We start from the raw sequence: 20503 nt of genomic DNA on the forward strand, positions 1-20503 counted from the left end.
TCGGTCATGACGAAGATCGTCAACCACTGGATCGGCGGCAAGACCGTCGAAGGCGCGTCGGGTACGTACGGGCCGGTCACCGACCCGGCGACCGGCGCGGTCACCACGAAGGTCGCGTTCGCGACCGTCGACGAGGTCGACGCCGCGGTGGCCGCCGCGAAGGACGCCTACGCCACCTGGGGCCAGTCCTCGCTGGCCAAGCGGACCACGATCCTGTTCAAGTTCCGGGCGCTGCTGGACGCGCACCGGGACGAGATCGCCGAGCTGATCACCGCGGAGCACGGCAAGGTGCACAGCGACGCGCTGGGCGAGGTCGCGCGCGGTCTGGAGATCGTGGACCTGGCGTGCGGGATCACCGTGCAGCTGAAGGGCGAGCTGTCGACGGAGGTGGCCTCCCGTGTCGACGTCTCGTCGATCCGGCAGCCGCTGGGTGTCGTCGCGGGCATCACGCCGTTCAACTTCCCGGCGATGGTCCCGATGTGGATGTTCCCGCTCGCCATCGCGACCGGCAACACCTTCGTGCTGAAGCCGTCCGAGAAGGACCCGTCGGCGGCTCTGAAGCTGGCCGAGCTGCTGGCGGAGGCCGGACTGCCGGACGGTGTCTTCAACGTCGTGCACGGTGACAAGGTCGCGGTGGACCGCCTCCTGGAGCACCCGGACGTCAAGGCCGTGTCGTTCGTCGGCTCGACCCCGATCGCCCGCTACATCCACACCACCGCCTCCGCGAACGGCAAGCGGGTCCAGGCGCTGGGCGGCGCCAAGAACCACATGCTGGTCCTGCCGGACGCGGACCTGGACGCGGCGGCGGACGCGGCCGTCTCGGCGGCCTACGGCTCGGCGGGCGAGCGCTGCATGGCGATCTCCGCGGTGGTGGCGGTCGGCGCGATCGGCGACGAGCTGGTGCAGAAGATCCGCGAGCGCGCCGAGAAGATCAAGATCGGCCCCGGCAACGACCCCACCTCCGAGATGGGCCCGCTCATCACGAAGGTCCACCGCGACAAGGTGGCGTCCTACGTCACGGGCGCGGCGGCCGAGGGCGCGGAGGTCGTCCTGGACGGCTCCGGCTACACGGTCGAGGGCTTCGAGGACGGTCACTGGATCGGCATCTCGCTGCTCGACAAGGTCCCGACGACCGCGAAGGCCTACCAGGACGAGATCTTCGGCCCGGTGCTGTGCGTGCTGCGCGTGGACACCTACGACGAGGGCGTGGCCCTCATCAACAGCTCGCCGTTCGGCAACGGCACCGCGATCTTCACCCGGGACGGCGGCGCGGCCCGCCGCTTCCAGCTGGAGATCGAGGCGGGCATGGTCGGCGTGAACGTCCCGATCCCGGTCCCGGTGGGCTACCACAGCTTCGGTGGCTGGAAGGACTCGCTCTTCGGCGACCACCACATCTACGGCAACGACGGCACGCACTTCTACACCCGCGGCAAGGTCGTCACGACCCGCTGGCCGGACCCGGCCGACGGCCCGGGCGGCGTGGACCTGGGCTTCCCCCGCAACCACTGATCACCGTCGTCCGCGCGCGCCCTGTCCCCTCGCGAGGGGACAGGGCGCGCGAGTGTCACAGCGCGGCGCCGGCTTCCTCGATCGCCTCGGTGACGTCGCCGGTCTGCGCGGCCGGCGGGGCCTTCACCTCGGCCGTCTCGCCGAACTTCTCGAAGTCCATGGTGACCTTCATGGCGCCGATCTTCTGGATCATGCGGACCGGCAGATCCTTGTCTCCCACCCAGACGTCCATCGTGATGGAGGTCGCGCCACCGGTGAGCGAGCCGAAGAGGTTGTCCTCGTTGCCGTAGGCCTCCTTGTACTTGCCCATGCCCTTCTGGTCGACGACGGCCCGGTAGTGGGTCGCGGCCTTGCCGTTCACCGTCTCCGAGCCCAGGTCCTCGACGTCGTCGGCGTACTTCAGACCCTTCATGGACGCCGACGGGCTGCCGCCGCTGCTGCCGCTGAGCGCCTGCGCGCCCTGCCGGCCGAAGATGGCCGAGCCGTCGATCTTCATCCACTCCTTGCCCTCGAGCGGGCCCGAGGCCTGCGGGTCGACGTCGTAGTAGTACGCGCCGTCCACGAAGAGCATGCGCATCTTCGGATCGTCCTGCATCTGCTGCATCTGCGCGGCCGCGGTGTCCATCAGGACGTCGAACGCGAACCCGTCGCCCCAGGAGTAGGTGCCGTCCATGGTGACCGGGGTGCCGGTGCCCATCGAGGTGGTCATCCTCACCTCCGCCGAGCCCAGTTGCTCGGTCCGGTCGGTCGCCCTGCCGAGCGCCGCCATGATCGCGTCGGTGCCGTCCACGGCCTTCGCCGTCCCCTCGGCGGCGTGGGTGCCGCACCCGGCCGTCGTGATCAGCGCCACCGCCGTGACCGCCGTCCAGGCGGCCGCGTACTTCAGCTTCATGAGTCCCCACCCTGTGCTTCGTCTGTGATCCCCGAACCCTAGAGGGACACACTGACATGTCCGTATCCCGAACGTCCGCACGTTTTTTTGGCGCCCGCCCTGCGGTTCCCGCACACCCCAAGGGGGCGGAAGGGTCCGTCCACAACTGTCAGATCCGCGATTCGGACGCGTCATCGGCAACGGATTCCGTAGGTGAACACCTATTGACGCACCGGTTTCCGTCGGGATTCCATGCAGCCGCCGGGAGCGGACGAACGACGTACGCCCAAAGCCGCCGGAGGCGATAGCGCTCCCGCCTCACCCCCGCCGCACGAGTCGATCGGAATCACGCCGCATGACCGACACGCTCCCCCCTGTCGAGACCGCCCTCCCCCAGGCGCCCGACAGTCCGCAGAAGCTCAAGCGCTCCATCGGAGTCGTCGGCGGCACGCTTCTCACCCTGTCCTGCGTCACCCCCGCCTCCACCCTCTTCGTCGTCGTCCCGGACCTCTTCGGCTCGCTCGGCACCGCGACCGCCCTCACCATCGCGATCGGCTCGCTGCTCTGTATCGCCGTGGCGTTCTGCTACTCGGAGCTGGGCACCCTCATCCCCAGCGCGGGCGGCGAGTACGCCATGGTGTCGACGCTGGCCGGGCGGCTCGCCGGCTGGCTGGTCTTCGTCCTCTCCCTGCTGGTCGTCATGATCGTCCCGCCGGTGATCGCGATGGGCACGGCCGACTACCTGGCCCCGGTGGTCCATCTCGACCCCTCGATCGCGGGCGCGGCCGTCATGCTGCTCGCCACCCTGGCCGGTCTGCTCGACCTGCGCGCCAACGCCTGGATCACCGGCGTCTTCCTGGTCCTGGAGGTCATCGCGGCGGCCGTCGTCGCGGTGCTGGGCTTCGCCCACGGCCACCGCGGCGCGAGCAGCCTGGTCTCGATGCAGGTCGCCGGCGCCGACGGCCACACCGACACCGTCACCGCCGTGCTGGTCGTCTCCGGCCTCGCCATCGCCCTCTTCGTCACCCAGGGCTTCTCGACCGCCGTCTACCTCTCCGAGGAGCTGGAGAACCCGCGCCGCAACGTCGCCCGCACGGTCCTCGCCACCCTCGCCATCTCCTCCGTGATCATCCTGGTCCCGGTCGTCGCCATCACCTTCGGCGCCTCCGACCTCACCGAGCTCACCGGCGGCGACATCGGCGCCATGGTCACCGCCTGGTCCAACTCGGCCGTCGGCACCTTCGTCAGCCTCTGCGTGGCGCTCGCGATCATCAACGCCGGCATCGTGATGGTCATCCAGAACTCGCGCGTCCTGTTCGCCTCCGCCCGGGACAAGGCCTGGCCCCAGCCGGTCAACGCCGTCTTCGCCAAGCTCGGCCGGTTCGGCTCCCCCTGGGTGGCCACCCTCGCCGTCGGCGTCCCCGGCGCGCTGCTCTGCTTCGTGAACCTCGACACCCTGTACGGCGTCACCGGCGTCTCCGTGACCGGCATGTACCTGCTCGTCGCGGTCGCCGCCCTGCTCTCCCGCCGCGGCCGGCACAAGGACACCCACGCCTGGCGCATGCCCCTGTGGCCGGTGCTGCCGGTGCTGCTGATCGCCGTCCTCGGCTACATCCTCGTCCAGCAGGAGACGGAGTACCTCCTGTGGACCGGCGGCATCACCGCCGCCGCCACCCTCTACTGGGCTTTCTACCTCCGCCCCCGCCGCGACACCCGCTGGCTGGTGTCGATCCCGGAGGACGCCCAGGACGGGCCGGTCTGAGTACCGCGGCTGGTGTAGGCCGTGACGGCCGCGTACGCCCCCGGGAGGGCGACGAGTTCGGTCTGCGGTCGACAACTCCACGACAGGTCGACCCCGTACCGTTGAAGCATGGATCTTCGACTGCCCGGTCTGCGAGGACCACGGCGGCCGCGACGGATCATCTCCGCCGTGGCCGCCGTGGTCGTACTCGCCGGTGCCGGTACCTGGACGGCCGTCGCCTCCGACGACGACACGCCCGCTGTGCACCGCGCCGACCGGGTCATGGCGGTGAACGGCGTGAAGCTGGACACCTCCTACTTCACCGCCGGGACCGGCCGCCGCCCCGCCGTCCTCCTCGGGCACGGCTTCGGCGGCAGCAAGGACGACGTACGTCAGCAGGCCGAGGACCTGGCCCGCGACGGCTACGCGGTGCTCACCTGGTCCGCGCGCGGCTTCGGCAGGTCCACCGGCAGGATCGGGCTCAACGACCCGAAGGGCGAGGTCGCCGACGTCTCCCGGCTGATCGACTGGCTCGCGAAGCAGCCCCAGGTGCGGCTCGACAAGGCCGGCGACCCCCGGGTCGGCGTGGCCGGCGCCTCCTACGGCGGCGCGATCTCCCTGCTCGCCGCGGGCCACGACGACCGCGTCGACGCGATCGCACCCGCGATCACCTACTGGAACCTCGCGGACGCCCTGTTCCCCGACGGCGTGTTCAAGAAGCTGTGGGCCGGCATCTTCTTCAACACCGGCGGCGGCTCCGCCCGCTTCGAACCCGCGCTGGCCGCGATGTACGACCGGGTCGCCGAGTCCGGCACGCCCGACGCCGCCGCCCGCGCGCTCCTCGAACAGCGCTCGCCGTCCGCCGTCGCCGACCGCATCAAGGTCCCCACCCTGCTCGTCCAGGGCCAGACCGACTCCCTCTTCACCCTCGCCCAGTCCGACGCGGCCGAGAAGGCGATCCGTGCCAACGGCGCCCCCGTCGACGTCGACTGGATCGCGGGCGGCCACGACGGCGGCGACCTGGAGGGCGACCGCGTCCAGGCCCGTGTGCGGTCCTGGTTCGACCGCTACCTCAAGGACGACAAGGCCGCCGACACCGGCCCCGCCTTCCGCGTCACCCGCACCGGAGGCGTCGACTCCACCGACGGCGCCGCCCAGCTCCGGGGCGCGAGCGCGGACAGCTACCCCGGCCTGGAGAGCGGCGAGCGCACCTTCGCGCTGACCGGCCGCCGCGAGGAGCAGTCCTTCGCCAACCCGCCCGGCGCCAGCCCGCCCGCCGTCTCGGCGCTGCCCGGCCTCGGTGGCGGCGGCCTCTCCCAGCTCTCCTCCCTCGGCGTCGGCGTCTCCCTCGACTTCCCCGGCCAGTACGCCGCCTTCGACTCCGCCCCGGTCACCGGCGACCTGCGCGTCACCGGCTCCCCGACGGTCACCGTCCACGTGAGGTCGACGTCCGACACCGCCGTGCTGTTCGCCAAGGTCTACGACGTCAGCGGCGCCGGCAGCCAGGTGCTGCCCTCCCAGCTCGTCACCCCGGTCCGCGTCGAGGGCGCCAAGGCCGGCCGAGACGTCACGATCACGCTCCCGGCGATCGACCACAAGGTCGAGGAGGGCCACCGGCTGCGCCTGGTCCTCGCCTCCACCGACCTCGGCTACGCCTCCCCGATGACCCCGGCGACGTACACCGTCTCGATGAAGGGCGACCTGAAGGTCCCGACCGCCCCCGCCGTGACGACCGCGGCCGCCCCGCTCCCGTCCTGGGTGTGGTGGCTCCCCCTCGCGGGCGCGGCGATCGCACTGGCCCTGCTGCTGACGGCCCGCCGCCGCACCGCGGGACCGGTGCCCGACCCCGCGCTCGCCGAGGTCCCGCTCCAGATCACCGACCTGAGCAAGAAGTACGCGAACGGCGACCGCTACAGCGTCCGCGACCTGTCCTTCCGCGTCGAGAAGGGTCAGGTCCTCGGCCTGCTCGGCCCGAACGGCGCGGGCAAGACGACCACCCTGCGCATGCTGATGGGCCTGATCAGCCCCGACGGCGGCGAGATCCGGGTCTTCGGCCACGCCATCCGGCCGGGCGCGCCCGTCCTCTCCCGGGTCGGCTCCTTCGTCGAGGGCGCGGGCTTCCTCCCGCACCTGTCCGGCCGGGAGAACCTGGAGCTGTACTGGCGGGCCACCGGCCGCCCGGCCGGGGACGCCCACCTCGAGGAGGCGCTGGAGATCGCCGGCCTCGGCGACGCCCTCGCCCGCGCGGTCCGCACCTACTCGCAGGGCATGCGCCAGCGCCTCGCCATCGCCCAGGCCATGCTCGGCCTGCCGGACCTGCTCATCCTCGACGAGCCGACCAACGGCCTCGACCCGCCTCAGATCCGCGAGATGCGCGAGGTGATGATCCGGTACGCGGCGGCCGGCCGCACGGTCATCGTCTCCAGCCACCTCCTGTCCGAGGTCGAGCAGTCCTGCACGCACCTCGTGGTCATGGACCGGGGCCGGCTGGTCCAGGCGGGCCCGGTCGCCGAGATCGTCGGCTCCGGCGACACCCTCCTCGTGGGCACCGCCCTCCCGGTGGAGGAGCCGGTCGTGGAGAAGATCACCGCGCTGCCCGGCGTCGCCTCCGCGGTCCCCGTCACCGAGGGTCTGCTGATCCGCCTGGACGCCGACGGCAGCGCCCAGCGCCTGGTGGCCGACCTCGTCCGGCTCGACGTGCCCGTCCGGGCGGTCGGCCCGCACCGCCGCCTGGAGGACGCCTTCCTCACCCTGATCGGAGGTTCCGCATGAGCACGCTCACCGAGGTCGCCTCCGGCTACCGGGCGAACCGCACGCTGCCGCTGCGCGTCGAGCTGGTCCGCCAGCTCAAGCGGCGCCGCACGCTGGTCATGGGCGGCATCCTCGCCGTCCTCCCGTTCGTGTTGCTCATCGCCTTCGCGATCGGCGGAGAGCCGGGCGGCCGCAACGACCAGGTCACCCTGATGGACACGGCCACGGCGTCCGGCGCCAACTTCGCCGCCGTCAACCTGTTCGTGTCCGCGGGCTTCCTCCTGGTCATCCCGGTCGCCCTGTTCTGCGGGGACACGGTCGCCTCGGAGGCCGGCTGGTCCTCGCTGCGCTACCTCCTCGCCGCCCCCGTGCCCCGGGCCCGCCTGCTGTGGTCCAAGCTCGTCGTCGGCCTCGGCCTCAGCCTGGCCGCGATGGTCCTGCTGCCGGTCGTCGCCCTCGCCGTCGGCTCCGCGGCCTACGGCTGGGGTCCCCTGGAGCTGCCCACCGGCGGCGCGCTCGACCCGGGCACCGCGGCCCAGCGGCTCGTGATCGTCGTCGGATACGTCTTCGTCTCCCAACTGGTCACCGCCGGACTCGCGTTCTGGCTCTCGACGAAGACCGACGCCCCGCTCGGCGCGGTCGGCGGCGCGGTCGGCCTGACCATCGTCGGCAACGTCCTGGACGCCGTCACCGCGCTCGGCGACTGGCGCGACTTCCTGCCGGCGCACTGGCAGTTCGCCTGGGCCGACGCCGTCCAGCCCACCCCCGAGTGGTCCGGCATGATCCAGGGCACGGCCGTCTCCGTGACCTATGCCGTGGTCCTGTTTGCCCTGGCCTTCCGGGGTTTCGCCCGCAAGGACGTGGTGTCCTAGGTCACCGGAGGGTCACCCACCGGTCTCGCCGGACCGCTCCCGTGCCCGGTTCGAGACGGATCCGCAACACCCCGTGTCGCACGTTCCGGCCCCCTGTCCCGTCACAGTCACAGACGTCGACGGACACAGGGGGCACACCCATGAAGGCACACCGGGTACATCGGGCACACCGGCTGTCACGGTTGTTCGCCGCGGCGGCGGCCACCGCGCTGCTGCTCACCGGCTGCGGCGCGGACGGCTCCGACAGCGGCGGCGCCTCGGACGGAGCGGCCCGCGGCGGCGAGGCCTACCCCGCGCCGAGCGCACCCCGCGCGAAACCGGACGCGGACGCGTACGACGAGGCCGACGAGAACGGCAGGACGGCCGCCCCCGACCGCCTCTCCACCTTCGCCCTCGACGTCGACACCGCGTCGTACGGCTACGCCCGCCGCACCCTCACCGAGGGCCGGCGCCCGGACCCCTCGACGATCCGCCCCGAGGAGTTCGTCAACAGCTTCCGCCAGGACTACGAGCGCCCCGACGGCGACGGCTTCTCGGTCACCGTCGACGGCGCCCGCACCGGCGACGACGACTGGTCCCTGGTCCGCGTCGGCCTCGCCACCCGCACGGCCGAGCAGCAGGGCGAACGCCCGCCCGTCGCCCTCACCTTCGTCGTCGACATCTCCGGCTCGATGGCCGAACCCGGCCGCCTGGACCTGGCCAGGTCCTCCCTCGGCACGATGACCGACCGCCTGCGCGACGACGACTCCGTCGCGCTCGTCACCTTCAGCGGCGAGGCCGAGACCGTACTGGCGATGACCCGCCTCGGCGACCACCGCGACCGCGTCCACCGGGCGATCGACAGCCTGGAACCCACCGACTCCACCGACCTCGGCGCCGGCCTCGAGACCGGCTACGCCACCGCCGTCGAAGGCCTGCGCGAGGGCGCCACGAACCGGGTCGTCCTGGTCTCCGACGCCCTCGCCAACACCGGTGACACGGACGCCGACTCCCTCCTGGAACGCGTCGGCACCGCCCGCCGCGAACACGGCATCACCCTCTTCGGCGTCGGCGTCGGCAGCGACTACGGCGACGCCCTGATGGAACGCCTCGCCGACAAGGGCGACGGCCACACCACCTACGTCTCGACCGAGGAGGAGGGCCGCGAGGCCTTCTCCACCGACCTCCCGCGGAACATCGACCTGACCGCCCGCGACGCCAAGGCCCAGGTCGTCTTCGACCCGGAGACCGTCGCCGAGTTCCGTCTCATCGGCTACGACGACCGCCGGGTCGCCGACGACGACTTCCGCGACGACCGCGTCGACGGCGGCGAGGTCGGCCCCGGCCACACCGTCACCGCCCTCTACGCCGTCCGCACCGAGCCCGGCGCCCGAGGGCACCTCGCCACGGCCACCGTCCGCTGGCTCGACCCCGACACCCGCACCCCGCACGAGACCTCCGGCCGGCTGGAGGCGGGCGCCCTGCACGACCGGCTCACCGACGCGCCCGTCCGTTTCCAGGTCACCGCGACGGCCGCCTACTTCGCCGACACCCTGCGCCGCCCGGAGACCCCCCTCCCGGACGCCCCCGGCCTGAGCGATCTCCGCGAGAGCGCCGAGGTGCTGGCGGACAGGACGGAGGACGAGGACGTCCGTGGCCTCGCCGACGCGATATCCGACGCGAGCCGCCTCGACCTCTAGTGCGAAACCTTACTTGTGAGTAAGTTGGCGCACCGGCACAGGCCAGCCGCACCGCGACCGGGGAGCCGCCATGGGCGTACGCAAGGATCTGAAACGGGCGAGGAAACGCAGCGACCTGGCCACCCGCACCCGGGTCGACGTCCTCAGGGACGACACCGGCACCGTACGGGAGGCCCGCACCGCGCCCCTGGTGCGGCCGCCCACCACGGGCAGCACCGCCGACCTCCCCTTCACCAACGCGGCCGAGGCCCCCGACGCGGTGGTGCTGCGCCGCAGGGGACCCGACGGCTGGCACCCGGTCACCGCCGCCGCCTTCGCCGCCGAGGTCACCGCCACCGCCAAGGGCCTGATCGCGCACGGCCTCCAGCCGGGCGGCCGGGTCGCCGTGATGTCCCGCACCCGCTACGAGTGGACCCTCCTGGACTTCGCGATCTGGGCGGCCGGCGGCCTGACCGTTCCCGTCTACGCCACCTCCTCGGCCGAACAGGTCGACTGGATCGTCCGGGACTCGGGCGCCACCCTGATCGTCGTCGAGAACGCCGACAACGTCCGTACGGCGACGACCGGCACGGCCCACCACCCGCTGCCCCCGCGCATCCTCGAACTCGACGCGGGCGCGGTCGCCGAACTGGAAGCCCTCGGCCGCGGCCTCCCCGACGAGGAGGTGGTCGAGCGCCGGGCCGCCCTCACCCCCGACACCACCGCCACCCTCTGCTACACCTCCGGCACCACCGGCCGCCCCAAGGGCTGCGTCCTCACCCACGCCAACCTGCACGCCGAGGCCGCCAACACCCTCGAACTGCTCCACCCGATCTTCAAGGAGGTCACCGGCCAGACCGCCTCGACCCTCCTCTTCCTCCCGCTCGCCCACATCATGGGCCGCACCCTCCAGATCGCCTGTCTGACGGCCCGCATCGAGACCGGCCACTTCCCCAGCGTCAGACCCGACGAACTCCGCCCCGCGCTCAAGGAGTTCCGGCCGACCTTCCTGGTCGGCGTCCCCTACCTCTTCGAGCGCATCCACGACACCGGCCGCGCCACCGCCGAGAAGATCGGCCGCGGCGCCTCCTTCGACCGCGCCGAACGCGTCGCCGTACGTTTCGCCCGGGCGTACCTCGACAAGTTCCTGAACGAGGGCGAAGGCGGAGGCGCAGGAGAAGAAGGAGAAGAAGAAAGGAAAGGGGAGGACGGAGGCACGAGCGGGCACGGCCGGGGGAGACGTGGCGCCGGCAGGCGGCGCGTCAAGGGCCCCGGGCTCGGCCTGTACGCCGCCTGGGCCCTGTACGACGTGCTGGTCTACCGCCGCATCCGCAAGGAACTCGGCGGCCGCATGCGCTACGCCATCAGCGGCGGCTCCCCCCTCGACCCCACCCTCAGCCTCTTCTTCTACGCGGCCGGCATCATCGTCTACGAGGGCTACGGCCTGACCGAGACCACCGCCGCCGCCACCCTCGTCCCGCCCCTGAGACCCCGGCCCGGAACCGTCGGTCAGCCCGTCCCCGGCACGGCCGTCCGCATCGCCGACGACGGGGAGGTCCTCATCGAGGGAGGGGTGGTCTTCGACTCCTACTGGAACAACCCGGAGGCCACCGCCGAGGTCCGCGCCGACGGCTGGTTCGCCACCGGCGACCTGGGCTCCCTCGACGACGACGGCTACCTCACCATCACCGGCCGCAAGAAGGACATCCTGGTCACCTCCGGCGGCAAGAACGTCTCCCCGGCCGTCCTGGAGGACCGGCTGCGCAGCCGCTCCCCGGTCGGTCAGTGCCTGGTCGTCGGCGACAACCGCCCCTTCGTCGCGGCCCTCGTCACCCTCGACCCCGACGCGCTCGCCCACTGGCTGACCGTCCGCGGGCTCCCCGCGGACACCCCGCTCCCCGAGGTACTGCGCGACCCCCGGCCGCGCGCGGACGTCCAACGGGCCGTCGACTACGCCAACGAGGCCGTCTCCCGGGCCGAGTCGATCCGCGCCTTCACCCTGGTCGAGGGCGAGTTCACCGAGGCCGACGGGCTGCTCACCCCGTCCCTGAAGGTCAGACGGCACGCGGTGACGGCCCGGTACGCCGACGAGATCGAGGCCCTGTACCGCAAGTGACACCGCCGGACGCCCGTCAGGACACACGGAACGGCGGGCCACCGGAGAACCGGTGACCCGCCGTCGCGGTACGTCGGTCAGGCTGCGGCTCAGCCGTTGCCCGCGCCGTTGCCCGCCAGGACCGAGATGTCGTCCAGGATGTGCGACAGCGGCTCGTCGCCCTTGGCCTGGGTGCTGTTCTCGACGCACTGCTGGTTCTGCGGGGCGGACAGGATCGGGATGTCCTGCACGCCGATGTTCAGCGCGGCGATGAGCGACTGGGCGTTGATCTTCGCAGGCAGGCCGATGCACGGCTTGTTCAGCGAACCCTGGACCAGCGAGAGCTGCGGGCTCTGGTCGCCGAAGGTGGCCGAGTTGCCGAACTCCGACGAGGCGCCGTTGCCGCTGGCGGAGGTGGTGCCGCTGTCGTCACCGATGGCGAGGGCCTGCGGGGCGCTCATCGCCGCAAGACCGGCGACGGAGGCGGCCAGGGCCGCGGTCGCCCACAGCTTCTTCATGTTCGTTCCCTTCGAAAACGCGGACTCCGGGGGAGGAGCTGCGTGATCAACAACGGCCCGGACCCGGCCGGGGTTGCGCGCTGTGCCCCGATCGGCCCAGCGCATCGCGCACGACGACCGCGCGCCCCTCAATGACACGCGTACGCGCTCCCCCGCACCGGAACCGTCTTGCCGAGGATGTCCGGCGGGTCCTTGGGCTTCGGCTGCGCGGTGCGCTCGACCAGCGGCTCGTCGTCGCGCACCTTCGTGAAGAGCGTGTCCGCCTCCTTCGGGTCCCAGGCCAGCGCCGCGCCGATGCCCAGCCGGGCCGGGGCGAACCCCGCGATCGGCACCGTCGTGAACTCCGTCGCCGAGTCCGGCAGCCGGTGCAGTGCGACGGCCAGTTCGATGAGCTCGCCGGCCTGCATACCCTGTCGGCCGGTCCCGAGCAGCATCTCCGCCAGGTGTGTCATACGACTCGGACGGGTGAGCAGCTTCCGTTCCCTGACCTCCCGCCAGGCCTGGACCAGGAAGCGCTGCTGTCGCTGGATCCGGCCGAGGTCGGCGCTGCCGTCGACATGGCGGGAGCGGACGTACTGAAGCGCCTGCCCGCCACCGAGCCGGTGCTTGCCGGGCTTGAGGTCGAGCCTGGTCGCGGGGTCCTTCAGGCGCCTCGGCGTGCACACCTCGACACCGCCGACCTCGTCCACGCTGTTCATGAAGCGCCGGAAGTCCACCTGGAGGAACCGGTCGATGTTCACCTTGGCCATCGACTCCACGGTCCGGATCATGAGCTCCGGACCGCCCTCCTGGTAGGCGGCGTTGAGCTTCGCCGGATGGGGCGGGCGTTCCCGGGCGCCGGGCTTCTCCCGGTACGGCGGGATCTCCGCGGCGGAGTCACGGGGCATGGAGATCACGCTGACGCGGTCCCGGTGGGCCGAGACATGGATCAGCATCAGCACGTCGGCGCAGCCGCAGGGCTTCCCACCGGCGTGGAACGTCTGCTTCTGGGCGGGGGTGAGGGTGTCCCGTTCGTCGGTGCCCATCAGCAGGATGTTCAGCCCGCGCGGGGCGTGCTGCCGGCCGGGGAGTCCGGGCAGTGAGGGAAGGGCGGAACTGCCGAGCAGCGCGCCCGTGGCGGCCAGGACGATTCCGGGAATCGCCAGGCGGCGTGGCCAAAGGTTTCTCTTCATCGTCACGCGCCGCACGCTAGAACAGCGGGCCGCCGATGATCCGGCGGCCCGCTGCCCGGGCGGAGAAACCACCCAGGGGCTCAGGAAATGAACCCGTTCACCACGTCGGACTCAGTGGTTGGCGGCACCGTTGCCGGCCAGGACCGAGATGTCGTCCAGGATGTGCGACAGCGGCTCGTCGCCCTTGGCCTGGGTGCTGTTCTCGACGCACTGCTGGTTCTGCGGGGCGGACAGGATCGGGATGTCCTGCACGCCGATGTTGGCCAGGGCGAGGATGGACTGGGCGTTGAGCTTCGCCGGCAGACCGATGCAGGGCTTGTTGAAGGAGCCCTGGATGAGCGCCATCTGGGGGCTCATGTTGCCGAAGGTGGCCGAGTTGCCGAAGGACTGGCTGGCGCCGTTGCCGCTGGCGGAGGTGGTGCCGCTGTCGTTGCCGATGGCGAGTGCCGGGGCTGCCGCGGCGGCGGAGACGCCGACGACGGAAGCGGCGACCGCGGCGGTGGCGAGAACCTTCTTGATCACTTGTGAATCCCTTTCGGTGAGAAGCCCCGTCCACCGGAGCGTTCGGATCAACTTCATCTGACCTGTTTGGTTGCTCGGATTCACTCCGATGGCCTATCGAGGTGAACTCGGGCCGCCGGGACGTAAAAACCGATCGGGTGACTGGCCGCAACCAAATCCGGCGCTTCCGGTTGGTTCGGTGGCAGGCACATGGTCCTGACCACGAGTCAGGGCAGGGAAAGGAATAGCGAAATGCTCAAGAAGGCAATGGCCGCGGCGGCGGTCGCCGCTTCCGTCGTCGGTATGTCCGCGGCGGTCGCCCCCCAGGCGCTTGCCATCGGGGACGACGCCGGCACCACCTCCGCCAGTGGCAACGGCGCGCACGAGGCGTTCGGCAACTCGGTGACCAAGGGTGACATGAGCCCGCAGGCCAGCCTGGTCCAGGGCACCGCCAACAAGCTCTGCGTGGGCCTGCCGGTCAAGGCTGACGTACAGTCCGTCCTCGCCGTCATCGCCAACGTCGGTGTCCAGGACATCCCCGTGCTGTCCGCCCCGCAGAACCAGCAGTGCGCCGAGAACAGCACCCAGGCCAAGGGCGACGAGCCGCTGTCGCACATCCTGGACGACATCTCCGCGCTCTCGGGCAACGGCGTGGCCAACCACTGACGTCCCCGGCACCGCCCGCCGGGCGGCCCGTTCCGTTCCCCGGCGGGCCGTCCGGCCACCGCATTTCTCCCGCTGCCTTCCTGTCATTTTTTTTCTCGTCTCAGGTGAATCGTTTCCTCTTCGGTGAGCCGTTCGTGTCAATTACCTGAAGGCGTTCGAGTGAATTCCTGTGCGACGCGCGTTTTTGAGTTTCTTCGGCTGTCTATCTCTCGTTTGCAGCTTGCGGGTCATGGTGCGAGCCGTTCCAGTTGCGCTCGCTCGGTTTCGACCGTCATCTGGGCATGACCGCAGAGAAGGGAAAGTCATGAAGAAGAGCGCTGCTGTTGTCGCGGGTCTGATCCTGGCCCTCGGCGGGGCTGCCCCCGCCTTCGCCGACGCCGGTGCCAACGGTGCGGCCATCGGCTCGCCGGGTGTCCTGTCGGGCAACGTCGTCCAGGTCCCGATCCACATCCCGATCAACGTGTGCGGCAACAGCATCAACATCATCGCCGCGTTGAACCCGGCCGGCGGCAACGTCTGCATCAACGACTGACGACGCGACACGCCAGCCGTACCGCTGGATCGAGGCCGGCTTCGGACGACATTCCTGTGGTCCGGAGCCGGCTTTTCCCACTTCTTCAAGCAGGAAGACAACGAGATTGCGACAGACCCTGAGCAGGGGAATGGTCGCGGCCGCCGCCGCGACGGGCATTCTGTCCCTGTGCGCGGGCGGCAACGCCCTCGCCGACTCAACAGCCCAAGGAGCCGCCAAGGGTTCGCCCGGGGTTCTGTCGGGCAACGCCGTCCAGGCCCCGCTGCACCTCCCGGTGAACGCCTGCGGCAACTCGGTCGACGTCGTCGCCGCGCTCGACCCGGCGTTCGGCAACTCCTGTGCCAACCCTTCGGCCACGCACGGCCAACGCGCCCGACGCGCACCGTCCGACGACGACACCGACCACCACGGCGATTCCGGTTACGGCGACCCCGGGCAGGGGGATACCGGCTACGGCGATTCCGGTTACGGGGACTCCGGGCATGGCGATTCCGGTTACGGGGACTCCGGGCATGGCGATTCCGGCTACGGGGACTCCGGTTACGGCGATGCCGGGCATGGTGGCTCCGGTTACGGGGACTCCGGTTACGGGGACTCCGGGCATGGCGATTCCGGTTACGGGGACTCCGGGCATGGCGACTCCGGATACGGGGATTCCGGTGATGGCGGCTCCGGACACCAGGACCACGGTCCCGGGGACGACTGCGGAGGCTACGGCGACACCTGCGGCGGTGGCGGTCACACGACCCCGCCTCCCGGAGGGGGCCACACGACACCGCCGGGTGGCGGCCACACGACTCCGCCTCCGCACGGTGGCGGGAGCACCCCGCCCGGTGGGGGTCACACGACTCCGCCCGGCGGCGGTCACTCGACTCCGCCTCCGCACGGTGGTGGGAGCACCCCGCCCGGCGGCGGTCACTCCACCCCGCCTCCCCATGGCGGTCACTCCACCCCGCCTCCCCACGGGGGCCACTCCACCCCGCCTCCGCACGGTGGCGGCAGCACCCCGCCCGGCGGCGGTCACTCCACCCCGCCTCCCCACGGCGGTCACTCCACCCCGCCTCCCCACGGCGGGCACTCCACCCCGCCTCCGCACGGCGGGCACTCCACCCCGCCTCCCCACGGCGGCCACTCCACCCCGCCTCCGCACGGTGGCGGGGGCGGTGGCGGGCAGCCTCCGCACGGTGGGCACACCGCACCTCCGGAGGGTGGGGGTGGGGGCGAGCACAGCGCGCCGCCGCAGCTGTCGCACACCGGCAGTGACCACGCCGCTCTGCTGGCCGCCTCCGGCGTCAGCGCCGCGCTGATCGCGGGCGGCGCCGTCCTGTACCGGCGAGGCCGGGCCGCGTCCCGTCGGTGACGCACCGGGTGCCGGGCGCCGACGCGCCCGGCACCCGCATCCCCTCCGGCTCAGCGACGTACGGGCTCCACCGCCCCGTGCCGACCCGGGGCCGGGATCGCCCCGCTCGGCACGCCCGTGTGCAGCCGGCGCCGCACGCCCCGGACGAGGGTGCCCGCCGTGAAGGTCGCGCCGTACACGAAGCGCATCGCCGGGCCGAAGCCGGCCGCCGTCACCAGACCGGCCAGGAACAGGCCGGGACGGGAGGACTCGAAGTCCCGGCCCACCTCGGGGGAGCCGCCGGGCACCGTGGCCAGCGCCCCGCGCAGCTCGCCGGAGAGCAGTCCGAGCCGGTCGCGGGTCGCCTGGAAGCCGGTGGCCGCGATCACGTGCTCGGTCTCGAAGGAGTCCGCGCCGGCCACCTCCAGCCGCACCCCGCCGGGGACCGCCCGCGCCGCCGTCACCTCGTGGTCGAGCCGTACCGGCACGGAGGCCTCCACCCGGTCCCGTACCCACCAGGCGCCGGCCGGACCGAGCGCCGTCGCGGCGATCCGCGCCCGGGTCGGTTCCGGCAGCCGGCGGTAGAGGCCGGGGCGTTCGGCGTAGAACCAGTTCCGCCAGCCGCAGCCGAGCCCGCTCTGCGGTGAGCGGACCGACTGCCACCACGGTCGCTCCCAGGGCGGTGGCACGTCGTTCCAGCGCAGCCGATCGGCACGGGCCAACACCCGTACGCGGGAGCCCTGTTCGGCGAGCAGCGCGGCCGTCTCCAGCGCCGCCTGGCCGCCGCCGATCACCGTGACGTCCCGGCCGCGGAAGCGGTCCAGGTCACCGTGGTGGCTGCTGTGCGAGACCAGGTCGGGGGAGAGCCCCCGCAGGGCGGCCGGGATCTCGACGAACGGCATGACACCCACGGCGAGGGCGACCGTCCGGGCCCGCACGGTCTCGCCGTCCGCGGTGACCGCCTCGAAGCCGCCCGGCCGGGACACGATCCGGGTCACCGTGCGCTCGTCGACCTCGGGGACGGCGTTGCGGGCGAACCACAGGCCGTACCGGGCGAACATCTCCACCGGGATGGGCTCCCCGTGCCGGGCCGCCACGCCCTCGGTCGCGCAGTACGTGTCGAGCCGCCAACGGGCCGCGGGGTCCGAGAGGTTGGAGGCCCACGGCTCGGACTTCAGGAACATCCCGCCCGGCATGTTGTCGCGCCAGGAGGCCATCGGCCGGCCGAAGACGCGCAGCTTCAGCCCGGCGGCCGCGGCGTGCGCCGCGATCGACAGCCCGTACGGGCCGGCGCCCACCACCAGCAGGTCGTCCATCAGCAGCTGCTCGCTTTCTCGTCGTCGATCGGTGCGGCCGGCGCAGGGGCGGTCGGGGCCGGTGCGTTCGGGTGCGGTTCGGCCAGGTCGGTCAGGGACGGCGTGGGCGGCGGCGCCTGCCGGACCACCCGGGGCCGGACCCCGGCCGCGCCCGAGGCGCCGGCCCGGCGCAGCCGGTCGAGCAGCCGACGGGTGACATGGGCGCCCCACAGTCCCCACATCGCCCGGCCGGGAGCGGTGTCGTCGCCCGCGTGCCAGGCCAGCTCACGGCCGCGGCGGGCCGGTCGCAGCGCGGCCAGCGGCGCGTAGTTCTCCACCACGAACGCCCGGCCCGGCAGCGGCACCCCGGCCGGCAGCGGACGGTGGGTCAGATCGAGGTGCTGGGCGCGGACGACGTCGAGTCCGGCGCCGTCGGCGAAGAGCCGGAACTGGGCGCCGGGCCGCGGGTTGAAGTCGAGCAGGTGGTAGTCGCCGGTCGCGCCGCAGCGGCGGAAGTCGAGGTCGAAGATGCCCCGGTAGCCGAGTTCGTCGGTGAGCCGCTGGGCCAGCGTCCGCACCCGGGGGTTCTCGGTCCACTCGCCCACCGCCGTGAGCCCCGCGCCGCGGGGCCAGGCGCACAGCTTGCGGCCCGGTCCGCCGCCGCCGACCGTACCGGACCGGTCGGCGTACCCGTGGAAGAACCAGTCGCGGTCCGGGCCAGGCGGCAGGAAGGCCTGGAGCAGCAGCTGACTGCCGGCCTCCTCGGTGCGCAGGTACAGGTCGCGCGCCTCCTGGGTGGAGCGCACCACGACCGTGCTGCGCAGCCCCGCGTGGGCGGGCAGCAGCCAGGGACGGCTCCATTTCGCCACCACCGGCAGCCCGAGCCGCCAGGCGGCGGAGGCGGCCTGTGCCGCGCTGTCCGGGAGCACGGTGAGCGGGTGCGGCACGTCGGCCGCCGCGCACAGCCTGGTCAGTTCGGCCTTGTCGGCGACCCGTTCGGGCACCGCGCCGGGCTGTTGCGGCAGCAGGTAGGCGGGCGACAGTTCCTCGCGCAGCCGGCTCACGGCGACCGCGCCGGCGTCGTCCATCGGGATCAGCACGGCGGGCCGGTCGACGCGGGCGGCGACGCGCAGCAGGGTGGCGGCGATGTCGGCGAGACCGGCCCCGGGCGGCGGCGGGGGATGCAACTGGCGTACGAAACGGGACTTGCGTACGGGGCTTCCCGTGGAGTCGGCGACCACGTGCACGTCGATTCCGGCTCTGCCGAGCGAGCGCACGGCACCCAGCGTTCCGTGGTGAAAGGGATTCCGGTCGATCCGCAGCAGAACGGCGGGGACGCGGGTGTCGAGCAGCGACTCGGGCATTGGTTTCCGGGTCCTTCGGTTCAGTTCACCGTTATGGGCGATCGAGGCACTCGAAAGCCGTAACGGCGGTGGCGTAATTCCTTTTCGTGTGACTTTCATATGACTGAGTGTCAGTAACGCGCGGGCCTTGCGCGTTACGTGAGAGTGGAGAAAGGAGCAGGCATGGCTCCACAGCAGCGACGCGCGCGGTCCCGGCGGCTGGCCGTCGTCGCGGCAGCGGTCGCGGCGTCGGCCGCCCTGGCGTCCGGACCTGGATTCGCCGCGGGCGCGGGGGTGGTGCGGGTAGCCGATCCTCCCGCTCCCACCCCCACCGTCCCGACGGCCGCGATGACTCTTCCCGCACCCGCCGGGTCCGACCCGGTCGCGCCCGTCCCCAGTGCGACACCGGCGGCGCCGGTGACCCCCGGGGTTCCCGCGGCCGCCGAGGTTCCGCTGACCCCGGCCGAGACCGCCGCACCGTCCGTCCCGCCCGCACCGTCCGTCCCGCCCGCACCCGCCGCCCCGGCGGCCCCGGCCTCGAAGGACACCCCGGCCTTCGGCGCCTACCTCGACTACGGCGCCCGGGGCGTGGCCCGGATCGCCGAGCTCAGCGAATGGCTGGACGGCGCGGAGCTGCGCGTCGGCCACACCTACCTGCCGGGCGACCTGTGGCACAACATCGAGGGCCCGCCCGGCTTCCTCGACGTGTGGGCGGACTGGAGGCTGGAGAAGGACGACCGCATGCTCGTCCTCAACGTGCCCATGATGGAGCGCAACGAGGAGGGGGTGTCCGACGAGGAGGTGCGCGGGCTGCTGCGGCAGGGTGCGGCCGGGGAGTTCGATCACCACTTCAGGGCTCTCGCCGAGCGGCTGGTCGCGCTGAAGGTGCCGGACACGGTGATCGTGCTCGGCTGGGAGATGAACGGCATCACGTACACCCATCGGTGCGGGCCGGACCCGGAGGCCTGGAAGAAGTACTGGAACAGGATCGTCTCCACCATGCGCTCGGTGCCGGGCCAGAAATTCAAGTTCGATTTCACGCCGACCCGCGGCAAGGACGCCGTTCCGTGGACCGAGTGCTATCCGGGGGACGACACGGTCGACATCCTCGGAATGGACTCCTACGACCAGCCGACCGGCTTGTCCTTCGACGAGCAGGTGAAAGAACCCTACGGGCTCCAGGCGCACGTGGACTTCGCCAAAAGCCATGGCAAGCCCATTTCCTATCCCGAATGGGGACTCTTCCGCAACGGTGACAACGCCGAATACATGCGGCGCATGCTCGCCTGGATGGACGAGCACAAACCGCTGTACAACACGGTGACCGACTACTGCCCGCACGGTGTGTGGCAGTGCCGGCAGAACCCGCAGGCGTCGGCCGTCTACCGTTCGCTGCTGTCCGGCCGTACGGACGAGCCGAGCACGCCCCCGACGAGCCCGGCGCCCTCCGTCGAACCGTCCGTGGAGCCGTCGCCCCCGGCACCCTCCACGGATCCCACGACCGAGCCTCCGGCCGAGACCCCGGCGAACTGCACGCCGATGGACCTCGGCGACTGGGTCGAGTACTGGATCGGCGGCAAGCTGTGCTTCCGGCTCGACTGGTGGTCCGACGACGACTGAACCGCGGTGCGGTGGCGGCA

General features: G+C 72.0%; 16 protein-coding genes. 10 read left to right on the forward strand and 6 right to left on the reverse strand.

All coding sequences use genetic code 11. The features are described from left to right. Positions 1 to 6 precede the first annotated feature (6 nt). Positions 7 to 1509, forward strand: a complete 1503-nt coding sequence (mmsA, locus tag AOQ37_RS28655) for a CoA-acylating methylmalonate-semialdehyde dehydrogenase (protein WP_062648318.1) — start codon at positions 7 to 9, stop codon at positions 1507 to 1509. 55 nt (positions 1510 to 1564) lie between these two features. Here mmsA and AOQ37_RS28660 read toward each other — a convergent pair whose 3' ends face one another. After that, positions 1565 to 2401 carry an SCO4651 family lipoprotein gene (locus tag AOQ37_RS28660; RefSeq protein ID WP_062648320.1) on the reverse strand — a complete coding sequence of 279 codons (837 nt, stop codon included), beginning with the start codon at positions 2399 to 2401 and terminating at the stop codon, positions 1565 to 1567. A gap of 334 nt (positions 2402 to 2735) precedes the next feature. Here AOQ37_RS28660 and AOQ37_RS28665 point away from each other — a divergent pair, with 334 nt between their 5' ends. The 5 genes from AOQ37_RS28665 (at position 2736) to AOQ37_RS28685 (ending at position 11518) form a co-directional block, all read left to right on the forward strand. Next, positions 2736 to 4142: an APC family permease gene (locus tag AOQ37_RS28665; RefSeq protein ID WP_062648322.1), complete on the forward strand. Its 1407-nt coding sequence runs from the start codon at positions 2736 to 2738 to the stop codon at positions 4140 to 4142. Between the two features lie 108 nt (positions 4143 to 4250). Beyond that, positions 4251 to 6893, forward strand: a complete 2643-nt coding sequence (locus AOQ37_RS28670) for an alpha/beta fold hydrolase (RefSeq protein WP_062648324.1) — start codon at positions 4251 to 4253, stop codon at positions 6891 to 6893. Further along, a complete protein-coding gene (locus tag AOQ37_RS28675) occupies positions 6890 to 7744 on the forward strand; it encodes an ABC transporter permease (RefSeq protein WP_062648326.1) in 855 nt (284 codons plus the stop codon). The genes AOQ37_RS28670 and AOQ37_RS28675 overlap by 4 nt, the downstream gene beginning before the upstream one ends. 140 nt (positions 7745 to 7884) lie before the next feature. Continuing rightward, a complete protein-coding gene (locus AOQ37_RS28680) occupies positions 7885 to 9423 on the forward strand; it encodes a VWA domain-containing protein (RefSeq protein WP_078890394.1) in 1539 nt (512 codons plus the stop codon). A gap of 70 nt (positions 9424 to 9493) precedes the next feature. After that, positions 9494 to 11518, forward strand: a complete 2025-nt coding sequence (locus AOQ37_RS28685; protein ID WP_062648328.1) for an AMP-dependent synthetase/ligase — start codon at positions 9494 to 9496, stop codon at positions 11516 to 11518. Between the two features lie 89 nt (positions 11519 to 11607). Here the strand turns inward: AOQ37_RS28685 and AOQ37_RS28690 are convergent, their stop codons facing one another. The 3 genes from AOQ37_RS28690 to AOQ37_RS28700 form a co-directional block, all read right to left on the reverse strand. Continuing rightward, complete coding sequence (locus AOQ37_RS28690; RefSeq protein WP_062648330.1) at positions 11608 to 12015, reverse strand: rodlin; 408 nt, start codon at positions 12013 to 12015, stop codon at positions 11608 to 11610. Positions 12016 to 12143: 128 nt separating this feature from the next. Further along, on the reverse strand, positions 12144 to 13187 hold the full coding sequence (locus AOQ37_RS28695; RefSeq protein WP_062648485.1) for an LCP family protein: 1044 nt from the start codon (positions 13185 to 13187) through the stop codon (positions 12144 to 12146). A gap of 111 nt (positions 13188 to 13298) precedes the next feature. After that, a complete protein-coding gene (locus tag AOQ37_RS28700) occupies positions 13299 to 13709 on the reverse strand; it encodes a rodlin (protein WP_062648331.1) in 411 nt (136 codons plus the stop codon). A 231-nt stretch (positions 13710 to 13940) separates the two neighbouring features. Between AOQ37_RS28700 and AOQ37_RS28705 the strand changes: the two genes are divergently transcribed. The 3 genes from AOQ37_RS28705 to AOQ37_RS42285 all read left to right on the forward strand — a co-directional run bounded on the left by AOQ37_RS28705 (position 13941) and on the right by AOQ37_RS42285 (position 16246). Further along, entirely contained in the window at positions 13941 to 14354 is a 414-nt protein-coding gene (locus tag AOQ37_RS28705) for a rodlin (protein WP_062648333.1), read from the forward strand. Positions 14355 to 14658: 304 nt separating this feature from the next. Beyond that, positions 14659 to 14886 (forward strand): chaplin, encoded by a 228-nt coding sequence (locus AOQ37_RS28710; protein ID WP_062648335.1) that lies wholly within the window; start codon positions 14659 to 14661, stop codon positions 14884 to 14886. 130 nt (positions 14887 to 15016) lie between these two features. Next, complete coding sequence (locus tag AOQ37_RS42285) at positions 15017 to 16246, forward strand: chaplin (RefSeq protein ID WP_199825098.1); 1230 nt, start codon at positions 15017 to 15019, stop codon at positions 16244 to 16246. A 50-nt stretch (positions 16247 to 16296) separates the two neighbouring features. Here AOQ37_RS42285 and AOQ37_RS28715 read toward each other — a convergent pair whose 3' ends face one another. Together AOQ37_RS28715 and AOQ37_RS28720 are read right to left on the reverse strand one after the other, a co-directional pair. Further along, positions 16297 to 17541, reverse strand: a complete 1245-nt coding sequence (locus tag AOQ37_RS28715) for an FAD-dependent oxidoreductase (RefSeq protein WP_062648337.1) — start codon at positions 17539 to 17541, stop codon at positions 16297 to 16299. After that, a complete protein-coding gene (locus tag AOQ37_RS28720) occupies positions 17541 to 18884 on the reverse strand; it encodes a carboxylate--amine ligase (RefSeq protein WP_062648339.1) in 1344 nt (447 codons plus the stop codon). Before AOQ37_RS28720 ends, AOQ37_RS28715 begins: the two co-directional genes overlap by 1 nt. 162 nt (positions 18885 to 19046) lie before the next feature. On the opposite strand from AOQ37_RS28720, the gene AOQ37_RS28725 reads away from it, so the two are divergent. Beyond that, positions 19047 to 20483, forward strand: coding sequence for a glycoside hydrolase family 26 protein (locus AOQ37_RS28725; RefSeq protein ID WP_062648341.1), 1437 nt, complete (start codon positions 19047 to 19049; stop codon positions 20481 to 20483). The last annotated feature ends 20 nt before the right edge of the window (positions 20484 to 20503 follow it).

Origin of the sequence: Streptomyces maremycinicus (assembly GCF_001184025.1) — a bacterium.
Lineage (GTDB): Bacteria > Actinomycetota > Actinomycetes > Streptomycetales > Streptomycetaceae > Streptomyces > Streptomyces maremycinicus.